The sequence below is a fragment of the Brevundimonas sp. genome (assembly GCF_050729455.1).
GTDB lineage: Bacteria > Pseudomonadota > Alphaproteobacteria > Caulobacterales > Caulobacteraceae > Brevundimonas.
The window spans coordinates 1-24234 of record NZ_JBOHLI010000027.1 but is presented as its reverse complement, the minus strand read 5'-3'; the positions used below and the strand labels follow the sequence as shown (position 1 = coordinate 24234).

Sequence of the window (24234 nt, the reverse complement as noted above, 5' to 3'; positions counted from 1 at the left end):
GGGCTAAGTGCGCGCGAACGCGCCGCGCGTCAATCCAGAACGCCGGTGACGCTGCCGGCCGAGGCCAGTTGCAGCAGGCCGACCAGGCGGGCGCGGGTCTCGCCGTCGGCGATCCCGTCGATGCGGTCGGGCCGCCAGTGGCGCTGGAAGGCCTCGATGGTCAGGCGGGTTTCGTCGTCGTATTCGCCGCCTGGCTTCAGCCCATAGCCCAGCCGGTGCAGGCCCGAGCGCAGGACGATGACGCCCAGCCCCTCGTCGCCCGGCGACAGGTCGGCGCCCAGGGCGGCGACGCGTTCGGGCGCGGGCTCGAACCACAGGCCATGCCCCGCCTCGGCCAGACGCTTCCACGGAAAGAGTTCGCCCGGATCCTGCTTGCGGTCGGGGGCCGTGTCGGAATGGCCGATGATGCGGGTGTCGGCGATAGTCCAGCGCGAGCGGATGTCGGCGATCAAGGCGATCACCGTGGCGATCTGGACCTCGGGGAAGGCGCGATAGCCGAACTCATGGCCCGGATTGACGATCTCGACGCCGATGGAGGCGGCGTTGATGTCGGTCTCTCCCTGCCAGACGCCGCGACCGGCGTGCCAGGCGCGGCGCTCCTCGGGCACCAGACGCAGGATGGAGCCGTCCTCATCGACGACATAGTGGGCCGAGACCTCGGCGGCGGGATCGCGCAGACGAGCGACCGCCTCTTCGGCCGTGCGCATCCCGGTGTAGTGCAGCATCAACATATCCGGCGGACCGCGCCGGGCGTTGAAGTTGGGGGACGGCGCGTCGGTGAAACTCAGCATGACGCCCGATCAGCGCCCTTCGCGTTCCCAGCCGTAGGCGACCCAGGTGTCGCCGACCTTCTGGGCGTCGATCACGCCTTCATCCTGACGGGCGCGGGCGCTGCGGGCGCGACGGGCGCGGAAGGCGAAGCCGGCGAAGAAAACGACCACGCCCGCCACCAGGGCGATCACGGCGACGGCGGCGGCCGTCAGCACGGCCAGAACGGCGCCCACGGTCACGGCCAGGGCCGTGGCGATCAGGCCGCCGAGCCAGACGATCGGCGCCAAAAAGCCGCCGGAGCGACGGCGAGCGTTGAAGTCGATCTGGGCGAAGGGGTCGGACTGAATCATGGAACTGCCTCTCACAGCGCGCCAGTGAAGGAACGCCTGAACCTCAATGTCGGTCCATCGACATGAACGGTCAATGGACTGCGACATCACGCATCAGTCAGGAACCGCCTCAGAAGGCCGGTTGCTCGGCCAGGACGACGGCGCCGCGGCTGCGCAGGCGCTCGGCCTCGACACGATTCAGCATGGCCTGGGCCGCCGGATCGCCCATGACGCGACCGACCGAGATCATGGCGTCCGCCGCCTGACCCGAGGCGCCGAAGGCGCTGGCCAGAGCCTCCCACGGCGACTGCGGGGTCGGGAAGCGCTTGAACCGCACCGACTCGCTGGTCGGGATATTGGCCAGCTTGCGGGCCTTGATGATGGCCTCGTTGATCCCGCCCAGTTCGTCGACCAGACCCAGGCCCTTGGCCTGCGCCCCGGTCCAGACCCGACCCTTTGCGATCTCGCGCACCCTTTCGACCGGCAGCTTCCGGCCCGTCGAGACGCGAGCGATGAACTCTTCGTAGACGCGGTCCATCGAGGCGGCGAAGGCGGCGCGCTGGCCCTGATCGAAGCCCTGCGTCGAGGAGAAGGCGTCGGCGTAGTCGCCGCCGACCGACAGGCCGCGCATATCGACGCCGAAACGACCCAGCGCATCCGCCAGCACGAACTTGCCGCCGAAGACGCCGATAGAGCCGGTCAGGGTCGAGGGCTGGGCCACGATCCAGTCGGCTTCCGAACTGATCCAGTAGCCTCCGGACGCCGCATAGGCGCCCATGGACACCACCACCGGCTTGCCAGCCGCCTTGGCCGCGCGCACGGCGGCCAGGATCTGTTCCGAAGCTTCGGGCGAGCCGCCCGGCGAGGAGACGCGGAAGACGATGGCCTTCACCGCCTCGTCCTCGATGGCGTCGTAGATGGCCTTGGCCGTATCATCCGAACGGATGTCCGAGCCAGAGCCGAAGGGCGAGGCGTCGCCGCCGCGCCCCGTCATGATCGCGCCCTCGCCGCCGACGATGGCGATGGCCGACTTGCCCGAGCCGTTGCGCGCGCCCTGCATCGAGGCGTAGTCGCCGAAGCTGATGATTTCGGCGTCCTTGCCCGCCTTGGCCTTGGCGGCGGCCTCGGCGTCCTCGACCTGGCCGATCTTGTCGACCAGCTTCAGTGACAGGGCCTGTTCCGCCGAATAGGGACCGGCCTCGATGGTCGCCTTCAGCGCCTCGGGCGTGGTCTTGCGGTCGCGCGCCGTGTTGGCCAGGGCGCTGTCGTAGATGGAGGTCATCCAGGCGACCATCGCCTCGCGGTGCGGGCCGGTGAAGTCGCTCTGCGTGTATTCGTTGACGGCGTTCTTGTACTCGTAGCGCTGCTCGAACTCGGGCTGGACGCCGTATTTCTGGAAGGCGCGTCCCAGGAAGATGTTGTCGGTGGACAGGCCGGTCGCCTGGAAGCTGGCCGTGTTCTGCATCCACAGCTGGTCGGCGCTCGCCGCGACCATATAGCTGGAGACCACCGCGCCGATGGGCATGAAGCCCTGGCTGTGGGCGACGACCGTCTTGCCCGAGGCGCGGAAGCGGTTGATCGCTTGGCGCACCTCGTCGGCGGCGGCGGGCGTCATGCCGGTCTCGGGCGCGCGGAACAGCAGGACCTTGACGCTGTCGTCCTTCTCGGCCTGGGCCAGGGTGTCGACGATCTGAACGACCGACAGGCCCGAACCGCCGAAGACGGCGAAGGGATTGGTCGGCTGCTGGTCGGTCAGCCCCTCGCGCAGGTCCAGCTCCAGCACCGAATTGGCGGGCGTGGTCGGCTTGGAGGCGCCGGCCGCCGCCGCGAAGAACAGAAGGGCCGCGATCGGCAGGACGATGAAAAAGGCCACGAGCCCGGCGAAGACGCCGAGCATGGTCAGGAAGAACTGTTTCATGAAAAAGGCGGCCGTCCGGTCAGTGGGCCACGCGCGGCCTGCCGCGAGCATAGGGCGCGCACGCAAGGCGTCAAATGAAGGCGCGGTAATGAAGACGGAAAAGGGCCCGCCGTCGCCGGCAGACCCTCTCCTGTTCGTCAAAGACCCGTCGATCAGCGACCGATGTCGTAGGTCCCGCTGATGTCGATGCGGACCGTCAGCTCGCCCGCCGACACCGGGGTCGAGGCGCCGCCGGAATCCATGGCCATGGCGCGAGCGTACATCGGGCGCGGCTCCGGCGCATAGCCGCCGCCCTCGGTCAGGGAACGGACGCCGCCCAACTGGACACCCAGGGCCTGGGCGTAGAGCCGCGCCTTGTCCTGCAGGGCGCGCACGGCCAGCTGGCGCGCCTGATCCTCGGCCGCCTTGGCGTCCTTCAGGCCGAAGGCGATGCCGTCGATCTGGTTGACGCCGGCCGTCACCACGGCGTCGGCGGTCGCGCCGACCTTGGTCAGGTCGTTGATGACCACGGTGACGCGGTTCTGGGCCTGATAGCCGCGCAGCTTGGGCGGCTGGTTCTGCTGATAGTCGTACTGCGCCGACAGATTCAGGCCCGAGGTCTGGATGTCGCGCTCATTGATCCCTGCGCGACGCAGGGCGGCGACGACGCGGGTCATCTGCTGGGCGTTCTGGGTCATGGCCTCCTGGGCCGTGGCGGCCTCGGTGACGACGCCGAAGTTGATCGTCGCCTGATCGGGAGCGACCTTGACCTCGCCATAGGCGGACAGGTTGAGGGCGGGTTGTTGAGCCATGGCGTGCACCTGCATGGGGGAAGCGCCCGTCTGGGCGGAAGCGACGGCGGGAACCGCCAGGGTCATCAGGGCCGTGCCCAGCATCAGGGCGCGCGCGGTGCGGGTCATCATAGTCTCCGTGGAAGTCCATCGGCCGGACGTGTTCGCCAGCCACGACCCTACCTTGGCCGTTTCAAGCTGAACGAACGCAAAAGACCCCCATGCAGGTTCCGTTCATCAGCATGACAAGCGTGACAGGTCCGAGGCGTCTTTGCAGCAGGCGCGACGCCTGCTAGGCACGGCTTCCCCTCGGGGGCCTGTAGCTCAATGGTTAGAGCCGACCGCTCATAACGGTCTGGTTGGGGGTTCGAGTCCCTCCGGGCCTACCGACGGAAAAAAGTTATTATAATTCAATAACTTACGTGAATGTCGCGATAGAAATTTCCAAGCAAATTCAGTAATTTAATCAATGCCATAGCGAAAACTTACCTAAGGGAAGAAATCTCTCTTGGGGGCACATTTGGGGGCATCCACACCTCGATGCCCCCAAATCGAGAATTTCGACTCTAAATCAATAACTTGATTCAAAAGGACTCTTTCGTCGAGTTCGAGTCCCTGTCGTTGCGGGTTCGAGTCCCTGGGGCGCTACCATCTCCTCGCACCGCCCACCACTTCCCGCCCCGCACCTAGGCCGAGTTCGCACTGCTCGCCCCCTTCGTGATCGTCGGCGGCTACTGTGCACATCGAGGGACCGGCAGGCCGTCAAGTCAAGGCAGCTTCGACCGCGAGAAAGCGGCGGGCGCGGCCCTGCCGCGTGCCGAGAACTTGAGGGTCCTACCTAAGCCGGCGCCGTCCGACGATGTACTGACCAGCCGTGTCGCCGGCGAGAAGCACGACAACGTCGTCGAGACTTGGGGCGAGGCCAGATGGGCTTAGGTTGGCCGCCTCTGCCGCTTCTTCGACGAGATGGGCATGAAGGGACTGGATTGCCCTGGATAGGGATCACGCAGGTCATTTACGATCATTAATGATCTTTGTGATCCGCGCGGCTTGACCATGCGGTCAACCTGACCCCATCTTCGTCATATCGACACCCTGGGTGGTTCATCCCCGGTTAACGTCGATCGGCGTATCGAGACTTGGCGAGCTTTGGAACGCCAGAGTAGCAGAAACGTTGACACGTCGCTCGTGACGCGGTTTAAGCCGCGCCACTCTTAAGAGGGAAACACTGCAATGAAGCCGCTCCGAGCCAACACGACCGTCTGACCCACGGTTCATAACCAGTTTTCTAAGGCCGCGACCGATTGGTTGCGGCCTTTTTGCATTCCGCTACAACGACACGTTGGGGCGAAACTGGATTCGAGGGCACTTTGAAGAAGCGGGGGCAAGGGGTTGTGCGGCGGGTGCTGAAGGCGCTCGCTGTAATCGCGACGATCGTTGGGTGGTGGCAGTTTGCCTGGCCGCCTATCGCATTCTATCGCAAGCAGAATGCGGACACCTCCTTTGGGGAGGTCGTATGGGAACTGGTGCGCTTCAAGGGCGCCATTTACGACGAGCCTATCCTGGGATGGATATTCATCTTGGTGACGGCGGCCCTGGTGGTGGTCCTGATCCAGTGGGTCCGCGCCATTAATGACTACTTCCAAAATTCTCGCGTCGGCATTTCGGTCCTTGAGACAGAGATGGAAGTGGTGATGCACGATGCTGCACGGTCCATGGCCACCATCAAGCGGCGGCAGACCTTCCACGCCAATCGCTCCGGCATCACCGCCTATCGCCTCGACACGGGCACTGACACTGCGACAGGCCGGATTATTCGTGCATCCATGACGCAAGAGTCACAGGTTGCCAATAAAGTAGTGACTAAAGAACTTATTATGCGGGGTGGAGACTCGAATTTGGAGGTTATTGAGACCTTTGATCGTGAGCTTCCTAGAAACGTTTTTGCCACATACCTACCGAATTGGTTTGTTTGCGCCCTCCATAAGGCATGGTTGTTTGACAACGTGGTCGTCACCCGCACAGGGGAGGTCAACCTTCAGAACGAGTTTGACGGACCAGAGGGCGTCTATTCGGTAAACTCTACAAAATACCCCATCTCTCGCACCAACATACGCGTCTCCTTCGTCGCCGGGGCCGAGCCGAGCAATGGGAACATCAGAGGGTTCCTCATTCGCGAGAATGTCGTCGAAGACATCGCCCTCACAGTTTCCAAAACCAGCACGCACGTAACGTTTGAAGCACGCGCTAGCAGTCTCCACATGGAGTCTCTGCGCATTCAGTGGCAGTTCTGAACACTAACGGCCTGCGTCAAGCAGTCATTCGCCGCGACGAACATCAAGCATACTGGACCCGCTCCGGTTCGCCGGGGGCGGGCCTTTCTCTTAGGCGCTGAAGCCTTTGACGCCGACGGGCGGACGCTCGCCAGTCCCCCTCTCGCCCGCCTCGGCGCGGGTCAGGACCTTCATCTCCTAAGTTGAACCCATGTGGACCTGAATACCGCGGCGCCTCAGCTCGTCATCCAGCCGGGAGCTCGTCGCGTGGATGGCAAATGGTTGCTCTCGACGGTGATCGGCCCCTCAGCAGATCAAGGTTGCCGGAGGCCGCCAGTTCCATCGCATCCAGGGCATCGTCGAGTTCGGTCTGTAAGCGGACAAGCTGAGCGTCTCCGCCCCTTCAGAAGCTAACCCCAAAGCCCCCTCATACGTCCCAATACATCCCCGACTTTGGGGGCATAATCGGGGGCATGTAATGAATATTTCCCTTAATAAACAACATTTTTATTGTGCCTCCGGGCCTACCAATCCCTTGTCGAGACCACTTAGAACTGCCTCAAAACCAGTTAAGGGTGGCTCAAGCGCCGATTACACCCGATCGAGCTCGCCTTGAAGTGTCGGACTTTGACTCATTTCGGTCAATCCAAGAGTCCACTAGCGGGATGGATGGTCGCCACGCGCGAGTGCCCGCGTACAGGCCGAAAGCCTGGTCGCAAACCGACCCGTTGCGAACTTTCAAGGCGGTGACTTTTTCCCTGGAGCGACTTTTGATGCGTAGGCTGCCTTTGCCTCGTCTATTGGTCGCTACCCAGCGCGGTTAGGCGGATCAGCCTAGGCCGCCCCATCAGGCGCTAGATTGCCGCTGCTTGGATTGTGTAGAACTTGTTGCGGACCTGAGCGTCATTGGAGTTTAAACGCCCAGGACCGCCAATTGAACGCACCGTGAGCAAACACAAGGAAGGTAGAGGCCGCCTGTAAAAAGAGATAATAAGCGTTATCTCTTCTATCTCCTGTCTTGCGCAACATCTTCTAGCCATGCCGACACCACTGCCAAAACTGACGGTGAAATGGTCTCCTCGATCAGGAAGTATTCGCTTTCTTTTCCAGTTCGCGCTGTCTGCAGATTATGGTTGACGCCGGGAAGCAGGCGCACGGTCATGCGAGGATTGGCAGCGCGCGTAAGAGCCTGCGAAATTTCCTCCAGATTTCGGGAGGCCGGCACCTGTAGGTCGAGTTCTCCCCCGAGCGCGAGCGCCGGGCTTGTCACCTTCTCGAGATAAGTGCGGGGGTCCAGTTCCAGAAACCGCCTAAACCATGGCGTCAGCAATTCTTCGTAGGCGTCGACGGGAATTCCCTCCTCGGGGATCTCAAGCGTGGCCTTGACGTCTTCCGGCAGGTCTCTGGTTGCTGTGGCCATGGCCGCAAGCGCCTCCTGGTGCCCTAGATCGCTTGCAGCAATCTCGAGCAGGCCCCGCTCCTGCGTTTGGTTGAGGCGTACCAGCGGTTCCGGCATCCCGTCTGCCCGCCTGGCCGCGGCATCTTGCAAGCTCTTGATCTCGATGCCCGGCAGGCCGGTGCCCGCGAGCATGATGATGAACGCCACTTCCTCCGGTGCCTCGGCCGCCACCATGGCCGCGACAATTCCGCCTTCACTGTGCCCCACGACGCCAATCCGCCCAGCATCAATGTTCGGCTGCTTTGCCAGAAACCGGACCGCGGCGAGCGCATCGGCGGCATAATCATCAGTCGTGGAGCCCGGATGCCGTTCGCCCCCAGTGAGGCCCACACCCCGCTTGTCGTAACGCAAGACGGCGAAACCCTGACGCGTCAGATGGTCCGCCAGCACAAGTAGCGTTTTGTGTAGAGACATGCCGCCATCGCGATCGTGAGGGCCGCTTCCCGCAACCAGCACGACCGCTGGAAAGGAGCGCCCCGATAGCGGATAGGTGAGCGTTCCCACCGGCGAAATATCCGGATCCGGAGCATCGAAGATGACGTCCTGCGAAACGTATGGCAAAGGCGCGACAGGGTTCTGAGGGCGTCGCCGCTCGGCATAGACATGAAAGCCTCCGCCAACGTGATCAATCCTATAGAGCATGGGAAACCCACTCGGGCCCGTCCCGGTCGCCCATGTGGTTTCGCCCGTACCAGGCGCTTCGGGTAAGTCGGCGAAGACGACATTGCGCTCGGCGAACGCCGCCATGACAGCTGCGAAAGACTCGACGGAAAACATGAAGCGCTGAATGGCGTTTGCGTGCACAGGGGCACGTGCTTGCGAGGGGGTTGCGGGTTCCGCTCCTGCAAAGACTGGGCCTGAAAATGCTAGTCCACACGCCAGCAGGCACACCCTCGTGTTCAATCGCGTTGCGTTTGTCGCCCAACGCAAGGCGGCGATGCGTGCGGCAGAGAAGGGAAATCTAATCATAGAAACCTACGAGTTGGAGAAGGACGCCTCAGGGGTTCCGACGACCGCAGGCTGTCGGCGGTCTCTCTGGCCACGTCGGAGATCACGATCGGGCCGAAACCAACGAATTCAACTCAGAACGACACGGCCATCGCCAGCAGCATGACACCGCCGCCGATGCGGGCGGCCATGCGCTGACCCGCCAGACGCCGCTCCCCTTGCGCCGAAACTCCGCCGCAAACACCTGCGCTGGACATCAGACCTCCCCCAAACCGAACGCGATGCGACATGTGTAAGGCAAAGCTGCGGTTGCGCCGCTTAAATCGGTGTAATGACGGCGGGGACGACGCAGTGGTTAGATGCTTGGGGGCAGGCGAACAAGCCGGACAACGGATCACCATCAACCACCATCTCCATCGACCGTCCGCCGCTGCGCGCCCCGACCCTTTGTGCCGCGAGGATGGAGTCTATATGGCGGTGTCCTGAAGGAGAGCCGCCATGTCCTATGTCGCCCGCGACGACCGCCCCGCCGACAAGGCCGAACGCTACGCCGAGGTCGAGGCCGAGGTTCTGGCGGTGCTGGACGGCGAGCCGAACCGGACGGCGCGCATGGCCACCGTGGCCTCGATGCTGGCCGACGCCTTTCCCGTCTTCTTCTGGACCGGCTTCTACGTCGTGGACGCGACCAAGCCCGAGGAGCTGGTGGTCGGCCCCTATCAGGGCACCTTGGGCTGTCTGCGCATTCCCTTCGGACGCGGCGTCTGCGGCGCGGCGGCGAAAACGCGCCAGACCCAGGTGGTCGAGGATGTCCACGCCTTCCCCGGCCACATCGCCTGCGACAGCCGCTCGGCCAGCGAGATCGTGGTGCCGGTGCTAGATGCGGCGGGCGATCTGATCGCCGTGCTGGATGTGGATGCGACCGAGAAATCCGCCTTCGACGCCGTGGACGCAGCGGCGCTGGAACGGCTGATGGCCAGGGTCTTCGCCGCCTGATGCGGATCGGGGTCGATTTCGGCGGCACCAAGATCGAGGCGGCGGCGCTGGACGACGCCGGCGCCTTCGCCGCGCGGATCCGCGAACCCAATCCGGGGAGTTACGACGGCGCCCTGATGCTGGTCGCCGACCTGATCGCTCGGGTCGAGGCGGAAACCGGTCCGGCGCGCTCGGTCGGTCTGGCCATTCCGGGGTCGCCGTCGCCGCGCTCGGGCCTGATCCGCAACGCCAACTCGACCTATCTGAACGGCCGCCGGTTCGCCGAGGACCTTGAGGGCGCGCTGGGCCGCCCGGTCCGACTGGCCAATGACGCCAACTGCCTGGCCCTGTCGGAAGCCGTCGACGGAGCGGGCGCCGACGCGGCCAGCGTCTTCGGCGTCATACTCGGCACGGGCTGCGGCGGCGGACTGGTGATCGACGGCAAGCTGGTCGAGGGGGCTCACGGCGTCGCGGCCGAAATCGGCCACATCTCCCTGCCCTGGCCTTCCGTCGACGAAGCGCCCGGTCCCGCCTGCTGGTGCGGGCTGAACGGCTGTCTGGAGACCTGGGTCTCGGGCTCCGGCTTCCAGCGCGATCACGAGGCGACGACCGGCCGGGCGTGGAAGGCTCGGGCGATCGTCGAGGCCGCGCGTCAGGGCGATCCGGGCGCAGCGACGGCTCTGGACCGCTACGTCGACCGGCTGGGCCGGGCCCTGGCCATGGTCGTCAATCTGGCCGATCCCGAGGTCTTCGTGCTGGGCGGCGGGATGTCGAACGTCGCGGAGTTGTACGACCGTCTGCCCGAGGTCGTGGGGCGCTACATCTTCTCCGACCACTGGGACGGGCGGATCGTCCCGGCGAAATGGGGCGATTCCTCCGGCGTGCGCGGAGCTTCAAGGCTCTGGGCCGATTGATCCGAGTTCGAGGCCCGCTATGGTCCGCCTCGAACATCTGGAAAGCGACATGAATCATCAGCGTCCGGCGCGCGCGCGCAGCGTTCTCTACCTGCCCGCCTCTAACGCCCGCGCGCTAGATAAGGCGCGAAGCCTCTCCTGCGACGTGGCGGTGCTGGATCTCGAGGACGCGGTCGCGCCCGAGATGAAGGCCGAGGCCCGCGCGGTGGCGGTCGCGGCGGCGCATCAAGGCGGGTTCGGCCCGCGACTGGGCGTGCGGATCAACGGGCTGGACACGCCCTGGGGCGCCGACGACCTGGCGGCGCTGCGGGATGCGCCGGTCGATCTGATCGTCGCGCCCAAGGTCGAGAGCGCCTCAAGCGTGCGCGCCCTGTCGGACGGGATGCGTCCGGGCGTCACCCTGTGGGCCATGATCGAGACGCCCCGCGCCTTGATCGACCTGCGCGCCATCGCCGAGGCGGGCGGGGCGCTCAGCGGCCTGATGCTGGGCGTCAACGACCTGGCCAAGGAGTTGAAGACCGGGGCTTCGCCCGATCGTGAGCCGTTGAAGCCCTGGCTGGCGGCGGTCGTGACCCACGCCCGCGCCAACGGCCTGACGGTCATCGACGGGGTGTTCAACCGCATCCAGGACGAGGCGGGCTTCAAGGCCGAATGCGCGCAAGGACGGCTCTACGGCTTCGACGGCAAGAGCCTGATCCACCCGTCGCAGATCGAGGGGGCCAACACGGCGTTCGGGCCGTCGGCTGAAGAAGTGGAATGGGCGCGCAAGGTCGTCGCCGCCTTCGCTGCGCCTGAGACGGAGGGACTGGGCGTCATCCGCCTCGACGGCGAGATGGTGGAGCGGCTGCACCTTGAAGCCGCGCAGGATTTGCTGGCCAGCCTCTGAGGCTGGCCCTGACGGGCGGCGCACCTTAGACACGCACAAGCATGACCACGCCGCCCTTGCCCTCGCCCCCGTCCAAAACTCGCGCCTGGGTCTGCGCGCCGGGGGTGCTGAAGGTGCCCTTCCTGTCCGCCTTCCTGCCCGATTACGAGCTGTCGCCCCTGCCGGGGCCGCAGACCGAGGCCGTGCTGGGCTGGGGCATGAAGCCGACGGCGGCGACTGGACGGCGTTGGGCCGAGAAACACGGCAAGCCCTACATCGCGCTGGAAGACGGATTCCTGCGCTCGGTCGGGATCGGCGAGAGCGGGGCGACCAGCCTCAGCCTGATCGTCGATGACCTGGGCGTCTATTACGACGCGACGCGGCCCAGTCGGCTGGAGCAACTGATCGCCACCGCGCCCGACTGGTGCGACGCCGCCATGCTGGCCCGTGCCCGCGGCCTAATCGACCGCATCGTGGCGTCGGGCGTGTCCAAGACCAATATGGGAGGGCCGCTGGATGCAGGGCTGCTGAAGCCCGGGCGACGGGTTCTGATTGTGGACCAGACGTTTGGCGACGCCTCGATCGGCTATGGGTTGGCGACCCAACAGAGCTTCTCGGACATGCTGGCGACGGCGCGGCGCGACGAGCCCGACGCCCAGTTGATCGTCAAGCGCCACCCGGCGGTGGCGGCGGGGCGGAAACAGGGCTGTATCCCGGCCAGCGAACTGGACGGAGTCACCCTGATCGATACGGACGTGCGGCCCGCCGACCTGCTGGCGGCGGTGGATGCGGTCTATGTCGTGACCTCGGCCCTGGGGTTCGAGGCCCTGCTGCGCGGCCTGCCGGTGCGCTGCTTCGGCGCCCCCTTCTATTCGGGTTGGGGGCTGACGACGGACGCAGTCGAGACCGGGCGGCGTGGCGCGGCGCGCGACCTGGAACAGGTCGCGGCGGCGGCGCTGATCGCCTACACGCGCTACGTCGATCCGGTCACCGGCCAGAGGTGCGAGGCGGAAGCGGCGCTGGAGCGGCTGATCGCCCTGCGCGACCGGGCCGACCGGCTGGCGGGCGCTTTCGCCGCCGTCGGCTTCGCCCCGGCCAAGCGCCCGCCGGTGCGTCGTCTGCTGAACAGCCCCAAGGGCCGCGTCCGCTATTTCTGGCGCGCCAGCGCCGCCGTCGCCCATGCGCGAGCCACGGGCGGCAAGCTGATCTGGTGGGCCGGCAAGGAGACGCCGCAGATCCGCGCCGCCGCCGACGCCTTCGAAGGCCCGGCCGTGCGCATGGAGGACGGCTTCATCCGCTCGCGCGGCCTGGGGTCCGACTTCTTCGGCGCCCTGTCCGTCGCCCTGGACGATCAGGGCGTCTATTACGACCCGACCCGGCCCAGCCGGCTGGAGAGTCTGATCGAAGCGGGCGAGCCCTCGCCGGATCAGGCCGCGCGGGCCGAGGCGCTTCGCGCCCGCGTGGTCGAGGCGGGCCTGTCGAAATACAATCTGAAGGGCGCGGGCGTCCCCGCGCACTGGCCCAAGGACAGGCCCATCCTGATGGTCGTGGGGCAGGTCGAGAACGACCGCTCGATCATGATGGGCTGCGGGCCTGATCTGCGCACCAACTCGGGTCTGGTGAAGGCGGCGAGGGCCGACCATCCCGACGCCTTCCTGATCTATCGCAACCACCCCGACGTGACGGCGGGCAACCGGCCCGGCCTGCTGGACCATGCGGCGATGGAGGAGGTCGACGCCTCGGCCGACGACCTCGACATCGTGGACTGCCTGAACGCCTGCGACCGGCTGGCGACCCTGACCTCGCTGACCGGGTTCGAAGCCCTGATGCGGGGCAAGCCCGTCAGCGTCTACGGCCGGCCCTTCTATGCGGGCTGGGGCCTGACCGACGACCAGCTGACGTTCGAGCGCCGCACGCGTCGGGCATCGCTGCAGAGCCTGATCCACGCCGCCCTGATCGGCTATCCGGTCTATGTCACGCCGGACGGCTGGCCGTGCGAGGCCGAGGACCTGGTCGAGGCCCTGATCGCGGCGCGCGACCATCCCCTGCCCGCCCCGCCGCGCGGGCGCGTCAACAGATGGTGGCGCGGCATCAAGGCCAGTCTCGACCGGAGCTCTCCACCGGCCTATTGAGGAGGTTCGTTATCGCTACGGACCTGTCCGGCCGCGAGGCGCCCGAACTTCGCCGCAACGCGCGCCCACTAAAACGGACGCCACCAGGGAGCACACTCCCTCATGCAGCGAAGCGCCGCGCGCTGAGCGTTAGGGAACCAAGAAGTTGCATAAAGCCGTCATCTCCGCCACCGGCCTGTTCACGCCGGAGCAGTCCGTCACGAACGAGGAACTGGTCGCCGCCTACAACGCCTGGGCCGACAGCTGGAACGCCGAGAACGCCGAGGCCATCGCCGCCGGCGAACTGGAGCTGAAGACCCCCTCGTCGGAAGCCTTCATCGAGAAGGCCTCGGGCATCAAGTCGCGTTTCGTCATGGACAAGAGCGGCATCGTCGATCCGTCACGGATGCTGCCCAACCTGCCCGCACGCGGCGACGACGAACTGTCGATCCTGGCTGAAATGGCGGTGAAGGCCGCCCAGGACGCCATCAAGGCCTGGGGCAAGTCGGTCAGCGAGATCGGCGCCGTCATCTGCGCCGCGTCGAACATGCAGCGTCCCTACCCCGCCATGGCCATCGAGGTGCAGCAGGCGCTGGGGATCGAAGGCTTCGCCTTCGACATGAACGTGGCCTGCTCCTCGGCCACCTTCGGCATCAAGACGGCGGCGGACTTCGTGGCCTCGGGCTCGGCCAAGGCCGTGCTGATGGTCAATCCCGAGATCTGCTCAGCCCATTTGAACTTCAAGGATCGCGACAGCCACTTCATCTTCGGCGACGTGGCCACGGCCGTCATCGTCGAGGCCGAGGACCAGGCCGGACCGGGCGGCTGGGACATCGTCGGCACGCGCCTGAAGACCAGCTTCTCGAACAATATCCGCAACAATTTCGGCTTCCTGAACCGCGCCGCCCTGCCGACGGGCGCCAACGAGCCGGTATCGTCCGACGGCCTGACCGACAAGATGTTCGTCCAGCAGGGCCGCAAGGTGTTCAAGGAGGTGGTGCCCATGGTCTCGGACATGATCCTGGACCACGCCGCCGAACTGAACCTGGACCCGCACGGGCTAAAGCGGATGTGGCTGCACCAGGCCAACATCAACATGAACACCCTGATCGGCAAGAAGGTGCTGGGCCGCGAACCCGAGCCGGAAGAGAACGTCATCATCCTGGACGACTACGCCAACACCTCCTCGGCCGGGTCGATCATCGCCTTCCACCTGCACCACGACGGCTTCGCTCCGGGCGATGTCGGCCTGATCTGCAGCTTCGGCGCGGGCTATTCGGCGGGCACGGTCTTTGTGCGAAAGCGCGGCTGATTGAGATAACAGGAATCACTGTTTCGGGCAGCGCTTGCACTGTTCGGAAAAATTTGCAAACCGTTAGAGGTGTCGAGAACGTGGGGGACGACGCCCGAATGACTCAGACAGTTTCACCCTGGGCGGAGAAGCTCAGCGACCCCTTGGCCCACGACGTGGCCACGGTGCTGAAACATATGGGCGGATCGGCCCATATGGACATCGTGGTCAACTGCGTCGCGGCCATGAAGCGTCAGCGCGGCGAGTCCGTCGCCCACGACCTGAAGATGAAGATCATCGAGGTCTTCGAGCGCTACCGCGACTTCTTCATCAAGCCCTTCGGCGAGAACTCGCTGCGATGGGCCCTGGCTCCCGGCCTGGCCTAATCCCCTTCTCAGACAAACGAAAAGGCCCGCTCCTTCCAGAGCGGGCCTTCGTCGTATCCAGCGCCAGACTGGAAAACAGGCTTTAGAAGCGACGAATGTAGCTGATCGAATAGGCGTCGGCCTCGCCGCCGTTGTCGCGGAAGTCGCGACGGGTCCAGTCGGCGCGGACGCCGTTCTTGCCGTCCAGGTAGTAGTTGGCGCCGACGCCGTAGTTCCAGCTGTCGCCGCCGATGTCGGTGTTGGCGCCGGCGATTTCCTGCTTCAGCTCGGTGTGGCCGTAACCGCCGCGCGCGAACAGCTCCAGCTTGTCGTTCACGGGGTACTTGCCCACCACGTAACCGGCGGCGTCCCACTCGTGCTTGATCGAGCCGTCGACGCCGGCGATGGTGAAGTCGTCGTCCTTGACGCCGACCGAGGCTTCGGTCTCGACGGCCAGGTAGCGGTTCAGGTTGACGCCCAGGCGGCCGGTCACGGCGCCGGTCGTGGCGGTGTCGCCTTCAACATGCGTGTAGCCCAGCGAACCATAGCCGCGGGCGTCCGGGCCCGATTGAGCGAAGGCCGGAGCGGCGATTGCAGAAATGGCGACAGCAGCGAGAAGAATGTTACGCATTGTTTCTATAACTCCTAGTAGAACTAGATGCGGTGACTTCTGCGGTCACCGGCCCCATCCAGCACGGAGTTAAATGGGTATCCCGTCCAGCCGTTCCAGAGGCAGGGGAATACACAGGCGTAACTGTGTGCGCCCAGACACATACATTGTTACGTTGATCGCGACCTTATCTCGGCACGAAAAAGGCGGCCCCGAGGGACCACCTTTGCACGCTCAGCCCTGAAACAGGTCTTAGCGGTCCTTTTCGCGCTCCTCGCCCGAGCGGGCCGCCAGGGCGGCCTGGGCCGCCGCCAGACGGGCGATCGGCACGCGGTAGGGCGAGCACGACACGTAGTCGAGGCCGACGCTCTCGCAGAAGGCGATGGACGACGGGTCGCCGCCGTGTTCGCCGCAGATGCCCATCTTCATGCCCGGCTTCACGCCACGACCGCGCTCGGCGGCGATGCGGATCAGATCTCCCACGCCGTCCTGATCCAGACGCACGAAGGGATCGGTCTCGAAGATGCCCTTGTCCAGATAGGCCTGCAGGAAGTGGCCGGAGTCGTCGCGGCTGATCCCAAAGGTGGTCTGGGTCAGGTCGTTGGTGCCGAAGCTGAAGAACTCGGCGTACTCCGCCAGATCGGCGGCGCGCAGGGCGGCGCGCGGCAGTTCAATCATGGTGCCGACCAGATAGTCGACGCTGTCGCCGGCGTCGGCGAAGACGGCCTTGGCCGTGCGGTCGGTCAGCTCGCGCAGGAACTTCATCTCCAGACCCAGGGCGACCAGCGGGTGCATGATCTCCGGGATCGGAGCCAGGCCCGACGCCTTCTTCACTTCCAGCGCCGCCTCGAGGATGGCGCGGACCTGCATCTCGTAGATCTCGGGATAGGCCACGCCCAGGCGGCAGCCGCGGTGGCCCAGCATGGGGTTGGTCTCGTGCAGTTCACGCGCGCGACGCTTCAGCTTGGCGGCGTCCAGACCCGAACCCGCGGCCAGGGCGTCGATGTCGGCGTCCGTGTGCGGGATGAACTCGTGCAGCGGCGGGTCCAGCAGACGGATCGTCACCGGCAAACCGGCCATAATGGTGAACAGTTCGGCGAAGTCGGCCTTCTGGAAGGGCGCGATCTTGGCGAGAGCCACGCGGCGGCCCTGCTCGTCGTCGGCCAGAATCATCTCGCGCACGGCGGCGATGCGGGCCTCGTCGAAGAACATGTGCTCGGTGCGCGACAGGCCGATGCCCTCGGCGCCGAAGCCGCGCGCGGTCTTGGCGTCCAGCGGGGTCTCGGCGTTGGCGCGAACCTTCAGGCGGCGCACGCCGTCGGCCCAGGCCATCAGGGTCTGGAAGTCGCCCGTCAGCTCCGGCTCGATCATCGGCACGGCGCCCTCGAGGACCTCGCCCTTGCCGCCGTCGATGGTGATGACTTCGCCCGCCTTGAAGGTGCGGCCGCGTGCGGTGAAGGTCCCGGCCTTCTCATTGATCGAGATTTCTCCGGCGCCCGAGACGCAGGGCCGGCCCATGCCGCGCGCCACGACGGCCGCGTGGCTGGTCATGCCGCCGCGCGCCGTGACGATGCCGCGCGCCGCGTGCATGCCGTGGATGTCCTCGGGCGAGGTTTCCTCGCGGACCAGAATGACGGCGTCGCCGACCTGCGACAGGCGCTCGGCCTCGTCGGCGTCGAAGACGATCTTGCCGGTGGCCGCGCCGGGCGAGGCCGGCAGGCCCGCCGCCACCACCGAACGGGCGGCGTCGGGGTCCAGCGTCGGGTGCAGCAGTTGGTCCAGAGCGGCGGGTTCGACCCGCGACACGGCCTCTTCCTGAGAGATCACGCCCTCGGAGGCCAGGTCCACGGCGATCTTCAGCGCCGACTTGGCGGTACGCTTGCCGTTGCGGGTCTGCAGCATCCACAGCCGGCCCTGCTCGACCGTGAACTCGATGTCCTGCATGTCGCGATAGTGGCTTTCCAGCCGGTTCACGACCTCGACGAACTCGGCGAAGACGACCGGCATGGCCTCCTCCATCGAAGGCGCGGTCTCGCCCATTTCCTCGCGGCCCGCCTGGGTCAGGGACTGCGGCGTGCGGATGCCCGCGACCACGTCCTCGCCCTGGGCGTTGATCAGGAACTCGCCGTACAGCTTGGCTTCGCCGGTCGAGGGGTTGCGGGTGAAGGCCACGCCCGTCGCCGAGGTCTCGCCCATGTTGCCGAACACCATCGACTGGATGTTGACGGCGGTGCCCCAGCTTTCGGGGATGTCGTGCATGCGGCGATAGAATTTCGCGCGGTCGTTCATCCAACTGGCGAAGACGGCCGAGACGGCGCCCCACAGCTGGTCATGCGGGTCCTGCGGGAAGGCGCGGCCCAGTTCGCGCTCGACCAGGACCTTGTAGTCGGCGACGACCTTTTCCCAGTTCTCGGCGGTCAGTTCGGTGTCGACCGAGACGCCCAGACGATCCTTGTGGTCGTCCAGAACCTCCTCGAACTGATCGTGGCCGATGCCCAGAACCACATTGGAATACATGGTGATGAAACGACGATAGCTGTCGAAGGCGAAGCGGCGGTCACCCGACAACTTGGCCAGACCCTCGACCGTCTGATCGTTCAGGCCCAGGTTCAGCACCGTGTCCATCATGCCCGGCATCGAGGCCCGCGCGCCCGAGCGCACCGAGACCAGCAGCGGGTTGGCGGGGTCGCCGAAAGTCTTGCCGACGATGCCCTCGACGGTCTTCAGACCGGCGGCGGCCTGTGCGGCCAGCTCGGCCGGATAGGTCTCGCCGTTGGAGTAATAGTGGACGCAGGCTTCCGTCGTGATCGTGAAGCCGGGCGGCACCGGCAGGCCGAGAGAGGACATCTCGGCCAGGTTCGCGCCCTTGCCGCCGAGAAGGTTCTTCATCGACGCGTCGCCGTCAGCCGAGCCGCCGCCGAAGCCGTACACCCACTTGGTCATCTTGCCGTCCCTGAGCCGTGGTCTAGCCGCCGAGGGATCGAGTCCCGCGCACGGTGGCCCTGACTAGCGTGCTGCAAGCGCGAAGGCGAGGCCGTGGGCGTAACAATCCGTGTGAGGATGTGTCTCTTTCCCTTCTCCCCTTGCGGGAGAAGGTGCCCCGCAGGGGCGGATGAGGGGTCTCTCAACACGAAAAAGGGGCTGCGTGACTTTGACGTCGCGCAACCCCTCATCCGTCTCGCTCCGCGAGCCACCTTCTCCCGCAAGGGGAGAAGGGTCAGATTTTACCCCGCGATCTGACCGAAGTCCGCCACCCGGCCCATGACGGCCCGCACCTGACCCAGCAGCTTCAGGCGGTTCTCACGCTCCTCGGCCACGTCGGAGTTGACCATGACGCCGGTGAAGAAGGCGTCCACCGGACCGCGCAGGGCGGCCAGGGCCGTCATGGCGGCGGCGAAGTCTTCGGTCTCCAGCGCGGCGTCCACGGCGGTCGCGGCGGCGGCGGCGGCGAAGGCCAGAGCGGTTTCTTCCGCCGGCTGGTTGGCCAGGCCGGTGGCGACGGCGCCTTCCGGCAGCGGCCCCTTCTTCTCCTCTGCCTTGAGGATGTTGGACGCCCGCTTGTAGCCCGCCAGCAGATTGGCCCCGTCGTCCGTGGCCAGGAAGGCGGCCAGCGCCTCCACTCGACGCACGATGCGCACCAGATCGTCGTCGCCCAGAGCGAAGACGGCGGCCACGAGGTCGTGGCGCTGGCCCTGATCGCGCAAGAGAACGGTCAGGCGGTCGGCGAAGAAGGCCAACACATCAGCTGAAACCTGCCGAGGGCTGGGGAGATCGCCTTCCGCCTTAGCAAGGTAGAGGCCGACGACGGCATCCGCCAAAAGTTCAGCGGGTGCGCCGACGCCAGACGTGGAGGTTCCGCCATCCTCGAACCGCGCGACAACGTCCAGAACGCGAGTGATGTTGGTCAGGCCGAAGATGGCTTGCAGCGTCAATTCGCGAAGCGGAGTGCGCACCCCGTTCTCCAGCACCAGCCGGATCACGCCCAGCGCGGCGCGGCGCAGGGCGTAGGGGTCGCGCGAGCCCGTGGGCTTTTCGTCGATGGCGAAGAAGCCCACCAGGGTGTCCAGCTTCTCGGCGATGGCGACGGCGACCGTGACCGGCGCGGTCGGGACGCTGTCGCCCGGACCTTGCGGCTTGTAGTGGTCGCGCACGGCGTCGGCCACGGCGTCAGGGTAGCCCGCCAGACGGGCGTAATAGCCGCCCATGACGCCCTGAAGTTCCGGGAACTCGCTGACCATACCCGAGGCCAGATCGGCCTTGGACAGGCGCGCGGCCTGTTCGGCCTGCGCCGCGTCGGCGCCGACCAGAGGGGCGATTTCACGCGCCAGAGCGGCGATGCGGTCGACGCGCTCGGACAGGGTGCCCAGCTTGGCGTGGAAGGTGACGCCCTTCAGCTTGTCGTTCCAGGCGTCGAAGCCGACCTTCTGATCTTCGTCCCAGAAGAAGCGGGCGTCGTTCAGACGGGCCGACAGAACGCGGCTGTTGCCGGTGGCCAGGGCCTGACCGCCGTCGGTCGCCTCGACGTTGGCGACGACGAGGAAGTTGGGGGCCAGACCGTCTTTCGACGGATCGCGCACGGCGAAATATTTCTGGTGCACCTTCATCGACAGGCGGACCACTTCGGGCGGCAGGGACAGGAACTGCGGGTCCATGTCGCCCAGGATCGGCGTCGGCCATTCGGCCAGACCCGCCACCTCGTCCAGCAGGCCGTCGTCATCCACCAGCACCAGACCGCGCGCGGCGCAGGCGGCCTTGGCGGCTTCCAGAATGCGCAGCTTGCGGTCGGCCACATCCAGCAGGACGAAGTCGCGTTCCAGCTTGGCGCGATAGTCGGCGAAGTCCTTGACCGCAAACGGCTTGCCGCTGCCGAGGAAGCGGTGCCCCTCGGTCACGTCGCCGGATTGGATGCCGTCGATTTCGAACGGCACCACCGCCCCGTCAAACAGGGCGATGATGCGCTTGATCGGGCGCACCCAGCGCAGGGTTCCCGTGCCCCAGCGCATCGACTTGGGCCAGGGGAAGCTGCGGACGATCTGATCCACCGCCTCGGCGAAGACCTCGGTCGTCTGGCGGCCCTTGCTGCTGATCTCGGCGAACCAGACGCCGTCGCGCTCGACCAGTTGGTCCTGCGTCAGGCCGGTCTTGCGCAGGAAGCCTTCCAGCGCCTGCGCCGGGGCCGAAGTCTTGGGACCCTTGACCTCTTCATTGCGGTCTTCGGCGGCGGTCGGCAGGCCGTCGATCACCAGCGTCAGGCGACGCGGACCGGCGAAGACGCTCAGCGCCTCCCAGGTCAGGCCGGCGGCCTTCAGGCGCTCGGAGACCATGCGCTCAAGGTCGCGCGCGGCGCCCTGCTGCATACGGGCGGGGATTTCTTCGGAGAAGATTTCGAGGAGAAGCTGAGGCATTCGATTAAATTCCGTCATCCCCGGACAAGTCGCGGAGCGACGCCGATCCGGGGACCCAGACGGCGGAGTTCAAAGCGGAAAGAGCCGTGCGGAGCGCCGGCGCCTGGGTTCCGGGTTCGGCTGCGCCGCCCCGGAATGACGGCAGGGAGACAGGGCTCACGCCGTCGCCTTCTCGTGTTCGACCTGGGCCAGAGCACAGGCTTTGCACAGGTCGCGGATGCGGCCGATGTAGCTCTGGCGTTCGGCGACGGCGATGGCGCCGCGGGCGTCCATCAGGTTGAACAGGTGCGAGGCCTTCAGCACCTGGTCATAGGCGGGCAGAACCAGCGGCTGACCCTGCGGTCCCTTCATGGTCAGGAAGTGGGCTGCCTCGCGCTCCATGTCCTCGAAGCGGCGCTTCAGCGCGGCGACGTCATAGCCGTGGAAGTTGGCTTCCGACTGCTGGCGCTCGTTCTCGAGGAAGACCTCGCCGTAGGTCAGGCCTTCCTTGTTGAACTTCAGGTCATAGACGTTGTCGACGCCCTGAACATACATGGCCAGACGTTCCAGCCCGTAGGTCAGCTCGCCCGACACCACGTCGACCTCGATGCCGCCGACGCCCTGGAAATAGGTGAACTGCGTCACCTCCATGCCGTCGCACCAGACCTCCCAGCCCAGGCCCCAGGCGCCGACGGTGGGGTTCTCCCAGTCGTCCTCGACAAAGCGGATGTCGTGCAGTTTCGGGTCGATGCCGATGGCGGCCAGCGAGCCGAGATACAGCTCCTGCAGGTTGTCCGGGTTCGGCTTCAGGATGACCTGATACTGGTAATAGTGCTGCAGCCGGTTGGGGTTCTCGCCATAGCGGCCGTCGCCCGGACGGCGCGAGGGCTGAACATAGGCGGCCTTCCACGGCTTGGGACCGAGCGCGCGCAGCACCGTGGCCGGGTGCAGGGTGCCAGCCCCGACCTCGATGTCATAGGGCTGCAGAATGGCGCAGCCCTGGTCGCTCCAATAGTGGTGCAGGGTCAGGATCAGGTCCTGAAACGAGAGAGGTTCAGCAGCGGCCACGGTCGATTTCGGTCCGATTTCGGGAGGCGCGGACCATAGGGCCGCCACGCTTTCCCAGCAAGGCGAGGCGGCGCAAAGCTTAAATCTTCCGCAAGCGGGATGGGGCTAGAAGACCGCCATGAAGGAACGGATCGATCAGATGCGCCGCCGCGCGGCGCGCTACCTCGGTGTGCGGCCTGTGACGGTCGCGCCCGCACGCGGCATACTGAGCCTCAGCTTCGACGACTTTCCGGCCAGCGCCTGGACCGAGGCCGGGCCGATCCTGGCCGAGCACGGGATCAGGGCGACCTATTATGTCGCGGGCGGCCTGTGCGGCGGCGAGAACATCGGCAAGCCCCAGTTCGAGGTCGAACACCTGCAGGCCGCGCACGCCGCCGGGCACGAGGTCGGCTGCCACACCTTTGACCACGTCAGCGCCCTGCGACTGACGCCGGAAGGCCTGACGGACCAGTTGGCGAAGAACGCCGCCTGGGTCGCCGAACAGCTGGACGGCCATGTCATGACCAGTTTCGCCTGGCCCTTCGGCGACGTGGCGCTGGGGGCCAAGCCGGTCATCGACCAGCGCTTTCTGCTGGGACGCGGCGTGCGCGACGGGGTCAACGCCGGGCGCGCGGACCGGGTGAACCTGCAAGCCATCGGCCTGGAATCGCGCCGCCTGCCCCACTACGATCTGGAGGCCCTGGTCGCCCGGACGGCGGACACGTCCGGCTGGCTGATCGCCTACGGCCATGACGTCGAGCGCGACCCCACCCCCTACGGCTGCACGCCCGAGGACCTGGATCGCCTGATCCGTCTGGCCCAGCAGGCCGGGCTGGACATTCTGCCGGTCGGCGCGGCCTGGGCGAGGTTGAGCGACGCGAACGCCTAGATCGCCCCGCGCGCCTCGGCCCAGCGGATCAGGGCCTTGCGCGGCCAGGCCACGATCCACGAGCGCGGCGTGTATTCGCCGGATTCGATCATGGCGCGGCGCGTCGGCGACGAGGCCGCCGCCCGCTGGCTGTGAATCTCCGCCGGTCCCTGATGCAGCAGGAAGGCGCCGTTCTTCAGCGGATTGACGCGCAGATAGGTCAGACGCGGGCTGATGGTCTCGAGCGGCGGATCGTAGAACCAGCTCGACCCGATCATGCCGGCCATGTGCGGCCGGGTCTTGAGGATGGCGGCGGCGGTCGACCAGGCGCGATCCCATCCCGCCTCGGTGAAGTCGGACAGATGACGCGCCTCGGTGTGAACCTCCAGCCAGGGACGCCAGCCCTGCGCGGCGATCCATTGCGGCGTCTGGGACCAGCCGTAGCCGTCACGGCCGTTGCGCACCACGCCGCCCGCCCCCAGGGGCGAGGACAGGTCGATGACCTGGGTCTGGGCGCCCGGCACGCTGAGCGCCAGCGACAGCCGCACATCCTTGGCCCAATAGTCGTCGTCATAGGCGCCGGTCGCGGCCTCGAGGAAGGCCGCCAGACGGTCCACATGGTCAGGATAGAGTTCCAGAGACTGCGGCGGCAGGGCCAGGGCGGCGACGCGCTCCGGCAGCGCCAGCGCCCAGCGGGCGATCAGGCCGCGCCGCACCTCGGCGGTGGCCTCATTCGCCGGCCCGTCGCCGATCAGCCCGTCGACCGCCGTGGCCGGCAGGCAGAAATCCCAGTGCGAGGCGGCGGCGGCGGCGGCGGCGGCGGCCGGTCCGGCCAGGGCGTCGCCCCGCGCGCGATCCTCGGGCGTCAGCCGGTCCAGCACCCGGCGGAAGGCGGCGATCTGTTCGGGCGTCAGGGTCAGCATGGCCTCAGTTGAAGCTGCTACGCTTCAATATGACGTTAATCGGCCGCAGGCGGTTCGGCGTCGGCCGCGCCCAGCACCGCCGGACGCCCCCACCAGCCCGGCCGATCCAGGGCGACGGCGGCCTCAACCGCCGCCGCGCGGTCGTCGAACAGACCGAAAACCGTTGCGCCCGAGCCCGACATCCGCGTCAGGCGACAGCCGGAAGCGGCGCGCATGGCCGCCAGCGCCTCACCGATGCCCGGCGTGACGCGCAGGGCGGGCGCCTCCAGATCATTGCGCTGAGCCGCCAGCCAGTCGATCACGGCGGCGAGCGACCAGTCGCTCGGGGCGGCCGGGCAGTCCGCCCCGCCTGCGGGCGCGTCGTCATAGGCGCGGTAGACCGCCCCCGTCGGCGACGGCAGGCCGGGGTTCAAAAG

The 24234-nt window shown here is 66.4% G+C and carries 19 protein-coding genes, 1 tRNA gene and 1 pseudogene; 9 read left to right on the top strand and 12 right to left on the bottom strand.

What is annotated here, in order from left to right; translation table 11 throughout:
- Positions 1-29: 29 nt before the first annotated feature.
- The 4 genes from ACREEF_RS08710 to ACREEF_RS08695 all read right to left on the bottom strand — a co-directional run bounded on the left by ACREEF_RS08710 (position 30) and on the right by ACREEF_RS08695 (position 3917).
- Positions 30-791, bottom strand: coding sequence for an N-acetylmuramoyl-L-alanine amidase (locus ACREEF_RS08710; RefSeq protein ID WP_431565203.1), 762 nt, complete (start codon positions 789-791; stop codon positions 30-32).
- 9 nt (positions 792-800) lie between these two features.
- Positions 801-1121 (bottom strand): hypothetical protein, encoded by a 321-nt coding sequence (locus ACREEF_RS08705; protein WP_431565202.1) that lies wholly within the window; start codon positions 1119-1121, stop codon positions 801-803.
- Positions 1122-1230: 109 nt separating this feature from the next.
- Positions 1231-3018 (bottom strand): signal peptide peptidase SppA, encoded by a 1788-nt coding sequence (gene sppA, locus ACREEF_RS08700; RefSeq protein ID WP_431565201.1) that lies wholly within the window; start codon positions 3016-3018, stop codon positions 1231-1233.
- A gap of 152 nt (positions 3019-3170) precedes the next feature.
- Positions 3171-3917 carry an SIMPL domain-containing protein gene (locus ACREEF_RS08695; protein ID WP_431565200.1) on the bottom strand — a complete coding sequence of 249 codons (747 nt, stop codon included), beginning with the start codon at positions 3915-3917 and terminating at the stop codon, positions 3171-3173.
- A gap of 184 nt (positions 3918-4101) precedes the next feature.
- Between ACREEF_RS08695 and ACREEF_RS08690 the strand changes: the two genes are divergently transcribed.
- Together ACREEF_RS08690 and ACREEF_RS08685 are read left to right on the top strand one after the other, a co-directional pair.
- Positions 4102-4174 (top strand) — tRNA-Ile (locus ACREEF_RS08690).
- Positions 4175-5191: 1017 nt separating this feature from the next.
- Complete coding sequence (locus ACREEF_RS08685; protein ID WP_431565199.1) at positions 5192-6082, top strand: hypothetical protein; 891 nt, start codon at positions 5192-5194, stop codon at positions 6080-6082.
- 985 nt (positions 6083-7067) lie between these two features.
- On the opposite strand, the gene ACREEF_RS08680 is transcribed toward ACREEF_RS08685, so the two are convergent.
- Both ACREEF_RS08680 and ACREEF_RS08675 read right to left on the bottom strand, forming a co-directional pair.
- On the bottom strand, positions 7068-8297 hold the full coding sequence (locus ACREEF_RS08680) for an alpha/beta hydrolase family protein (protein ID WP_431565198.1): 1230 nt from the start codon (positions 8295-8297) through the stop codon (positions 7068-7070).
- A 305-nt stretch (positions 8298-8602) separates the two neighbouring features.
- Complete coding sequence (locus ACREEF_RS08675; RefSeq protein WP_431565197.1) at positions 8603-8725, bottom strand: hypothetical protein; 123 nt, start codon at positions 8723-8725, stop codon at positions 8603-8605.
- A 241-nt stretch (positions 8726-8966) separates the two neighbouring features.
- Between ACREEF_RS08675 and ACREEF_RS08670 the strand changes: the two genes are divergently transcribed.
- From ACREEF_RS08670 to ACREEF_RS08645, 6 genes are all read left to right on the top strand, one after another.
- Positions 8967-9461 carry a GAF domain-containing protein gene (locus tag ACREEF_RS08670; RefSeq protein WP_431565196.1) on the top strand — a complete coding sequence of 165 codons (495 nt, stop codon included), beginning with the start codon at positions 8967-8969 and terminating at the stop codon, positions 9459-9461.
- Complete coding sequence (locus ACREEF_RS08665) at positions 9458-10354, top strand: ROK family protein (protein WP_431565215.1); 897 nt, start codon at positions 9458-9460, stop codon at positions 10352-10354. The genes ACREEF_RS08670 and ACREEF_RS08665 overlap by 4 nt, the downstream gene beginning before the upstream one ends.
- A 49-nt stretch (positions 10355-10403) precedes the next feature.
- On the top strand, positions 10404-11240 hold the full coding sequence (locus tag ACREEF_RS08660) for an HpcH/HpaI aldolase/citrate lyase family protein (RefSeq protein WP_431565195.1): 837 nt from the start codon (positions 10404-10406) through the stop codon (positions 11238-11240).
- A 41-nt stretch (positions 11241-11281) separates the two neighbouring features.
- Positions 11282-13351: a capsular polysaccharide biosynthesis protein gene (locus ACREEF_RS08655; protein WP_431565194.1), complete on the top strand. Its 2070-nt coding sequence runs from the start codon at positions 11282-11284 to the stop codon at positions 13349-13351.
- Positions 13352-13496: 145 nt separating this feature from the next.
- Complete coding sequence (locus ACREEF_RS08650) at positions 13497-14642, top strand: beta-ketoacyl-ACP synthase III (protein WP_431565193.1); 1146 nt, start codon at positions 13497-13499, stop codon at positions 14640-14642.
- 98 nt (positions 14643-14740) lie between these two features.
- Entirely contained in the window at positions 14741-15007 is a 267-nt protein-coding gene (locus tag ACREEF_RS08645; protein ID WP_431565192.1) for a hypothetical protein, read from the top strand.
- Between the two features lie 82 nt (positions 15008-15089).
- Here ACREEF_RS08645 and ACREEF_RS08640 read toward each other — a convergent pair whose 3' ends face one another.
- The 4 genes from ACREEF_RS08640 to ACREEF_RS08625 form a co-directional block, all read right to left on the bottom strand.
- Positions 15090-15617, bottom strand: a complete 528-nt coding sequence (locus tag ACREEF_RS08640) for a porin family protein (RefSeq protein WP_431565191.1) — start codon at positions 15615-15617, stop codon at positions 15090-15092.
- A 231-nt stretch (positions 15618-15848) separates the two neighbouring features.
- On the bottom strand, positions 15849-18539 hold the full coding sequence (ppdK, locus tag ACREEF_RS08635) for a pyruvate, phosphate dikinase (protein ID WP_431565190.1): 2691 nt from the start codon (positions 18537-18539) through the stop codon (positions 15849-15851).
- A 281-nt stretch (positions 18540-18820) separates the two neighbouring features.
- Positions 18821-21001, bottom strand: coding sequence for a glycine--tRNA ligase subunit beta (glyS, locus tag ACREEF_RS08630; RefSeq protein ID WP_431565189.1), 2181 nt, complete (start codon positions 20999-21001; stop codon positions 18821-18823).
- Between the two features lie 156 nt (positions 21002-21157).
- Complete coding sequence (locus ACREEF_RS08625; protein WP_431565188.1) at positions 21158-22048, bottom strand: glycine--tRNA ligase subunit alpha; 891 nt, start codon at positions 22046-22048, stop codon at positions 21158-21160.
- Between the two features lie 118 nt (positions 22049-22166).
- Between ACREEF_RS08625 and ACREEF_RS08620 the strand changes: the two genes are divergently transcribed.
- On the top strand, positions 22167-22916 hold the full coding sequence (locus tag ACREEF_RS08620) for a polysaccharide deacetylase family protein (protein WP_431565187.1): 750 nt from the start codon (positions 22167-22169) through the stop codon (positions 22914-22916).
- Here the strand turns inward: ACREEF_RS08620 and ACREEF_RS08615 are convergent.
- Together ACREEF_RS08615 and ACREEF_RS08610 are read right to left on the bottom strand one after the other, a co-directional pair.
- Positions 22913-23818: a hypothetical protein gene (locus ACREEF_RS08615; RefSeq protein ID WP_431565186.1), complete on the bottom strand. Its 906-nt coding sequence runs from the start codon at positions 23816-23818 to the stop codon at positions 22913-22915. The genes ACREEF_RS08620 and ACREEF_RS08615 overlap by 4 nt on opposite strands.
- 35 nt (positions 23819-23853) lie before the next feature.
- Positions 23854-24234, bottom strand: a pseudogene (locus ACREEF_RS08610) (4-(cytidine 5'-diphospho)-2-C-methyl-D-erythritol kinase); the annotation flags it as partial.

Bases quoted from the DNA above. Each gene is read 5' to 3' on its own strand.
- ACREEF_RS08710 (WP_431565203.1), bottom strand. From the start codon at position 791: ATGCTGAGTTTCACCGACGCGCCGTCCCCCAACTTCAACGCCCGGCGC.
- ACREEF_RS08705 (WP_431565202.1), bottom strand. From the start codon at position 1,121: ATGATTCAGTCCGACCCCTTCGCCCAGATCGACTTCAACGCTCGCCGT.
- sppA (WP_431565201.1), bottom strand. From the start codon at position 3,018: ATGAAACAGTTCTTCCTGACCATGCTCGGCGTCTTCGCCGGGCTCGTG.
- ACREEF_RS08695 (WP_431565200.1), bottom strand. From the start codon at position 3,917: ATGACCCGCACCGCGCGCGCCCTGATGCTGGGCACGGCCCTGATGACC.
- ACREEF_RS08680 (WP_431565198.1), bottom strand. From the start codon at position 8,297: ATGTTTTCCGTCGAGTCTTTCGCAGCTGTCATGGCGGCGTTCGCCGAG.
- ACREEF_RS08675 (WP_431565197.1), bottom strand. From the start codon at position 8,725: ATGTCCAGCGCAGGTGTTTGCGGCGGAGTTTCGGCGCAAGGGGAGCGG.
- ACREEF_RS08670 (WP_431565196.1), top strand. From the start codon at position 8,967: ATGTCCTATGTCGCCCGCGACGACCGCCCCGCCGACAAGGCCGAACGC.
- ACREEF_RS08660 (WP_431565195.1), top strand. From the start codon at position 10,404: ATGAATCATCAGCGTCCGGCGCGCGCGCGCAGCGTTCTCTACCTGCCC.
- ACREEF_RS08655 (WP_431565194.1), top strand. From the start codon at position 11,282: ATGACCACGCCGCCCTTGCCCTCGCCCCCGTCCAAAACTCGCGCCTGG.
- ACREEF_RS08645 (WP_431565192.1), top strand. From the start codon at position 14,741: ATGACTCAGACAGTTTCACCCTGGGCGGAGAAGCTCAGCGACCCCTTG.
- ACREEF_RS08640 (WP_431565191.1), bottom strand. From the start codon at position 15,617: ATGCGTAACATTCTTCTCGCTGCTGTCGCCATTTCTGCAATCGCCGCT.
- ppdK (WP_431565190.1), bottom strand. From the start codon at position 18,539: ATGACCAAGTGGGTGTACGGCTTCGGCGGCGGCTCGGCTGACGGCGAC.
- glyS (WP_431565189.1), bottom strand. From the start codon at position 21,001: ATGCCTCAGCTTCTCCTCGAAATCTTCTCCGAAGAAATCCCCGCCCGT.
- ACREEF_RS08620 (WP_431565187.1), top strand. From the start codon at position 22,167: ATGAAGGAACGGATCGATCAGATGCGCCGCCGCGCGGCGCGCTACCTC.
- ACREEF_RS08615 (WP_431565186.1), bottom strand. From the start codon at position 23,818: ATGCTGACCCTGACGCCCGAACAGATCGCCGCCTTCCGCCGGGTGCTG.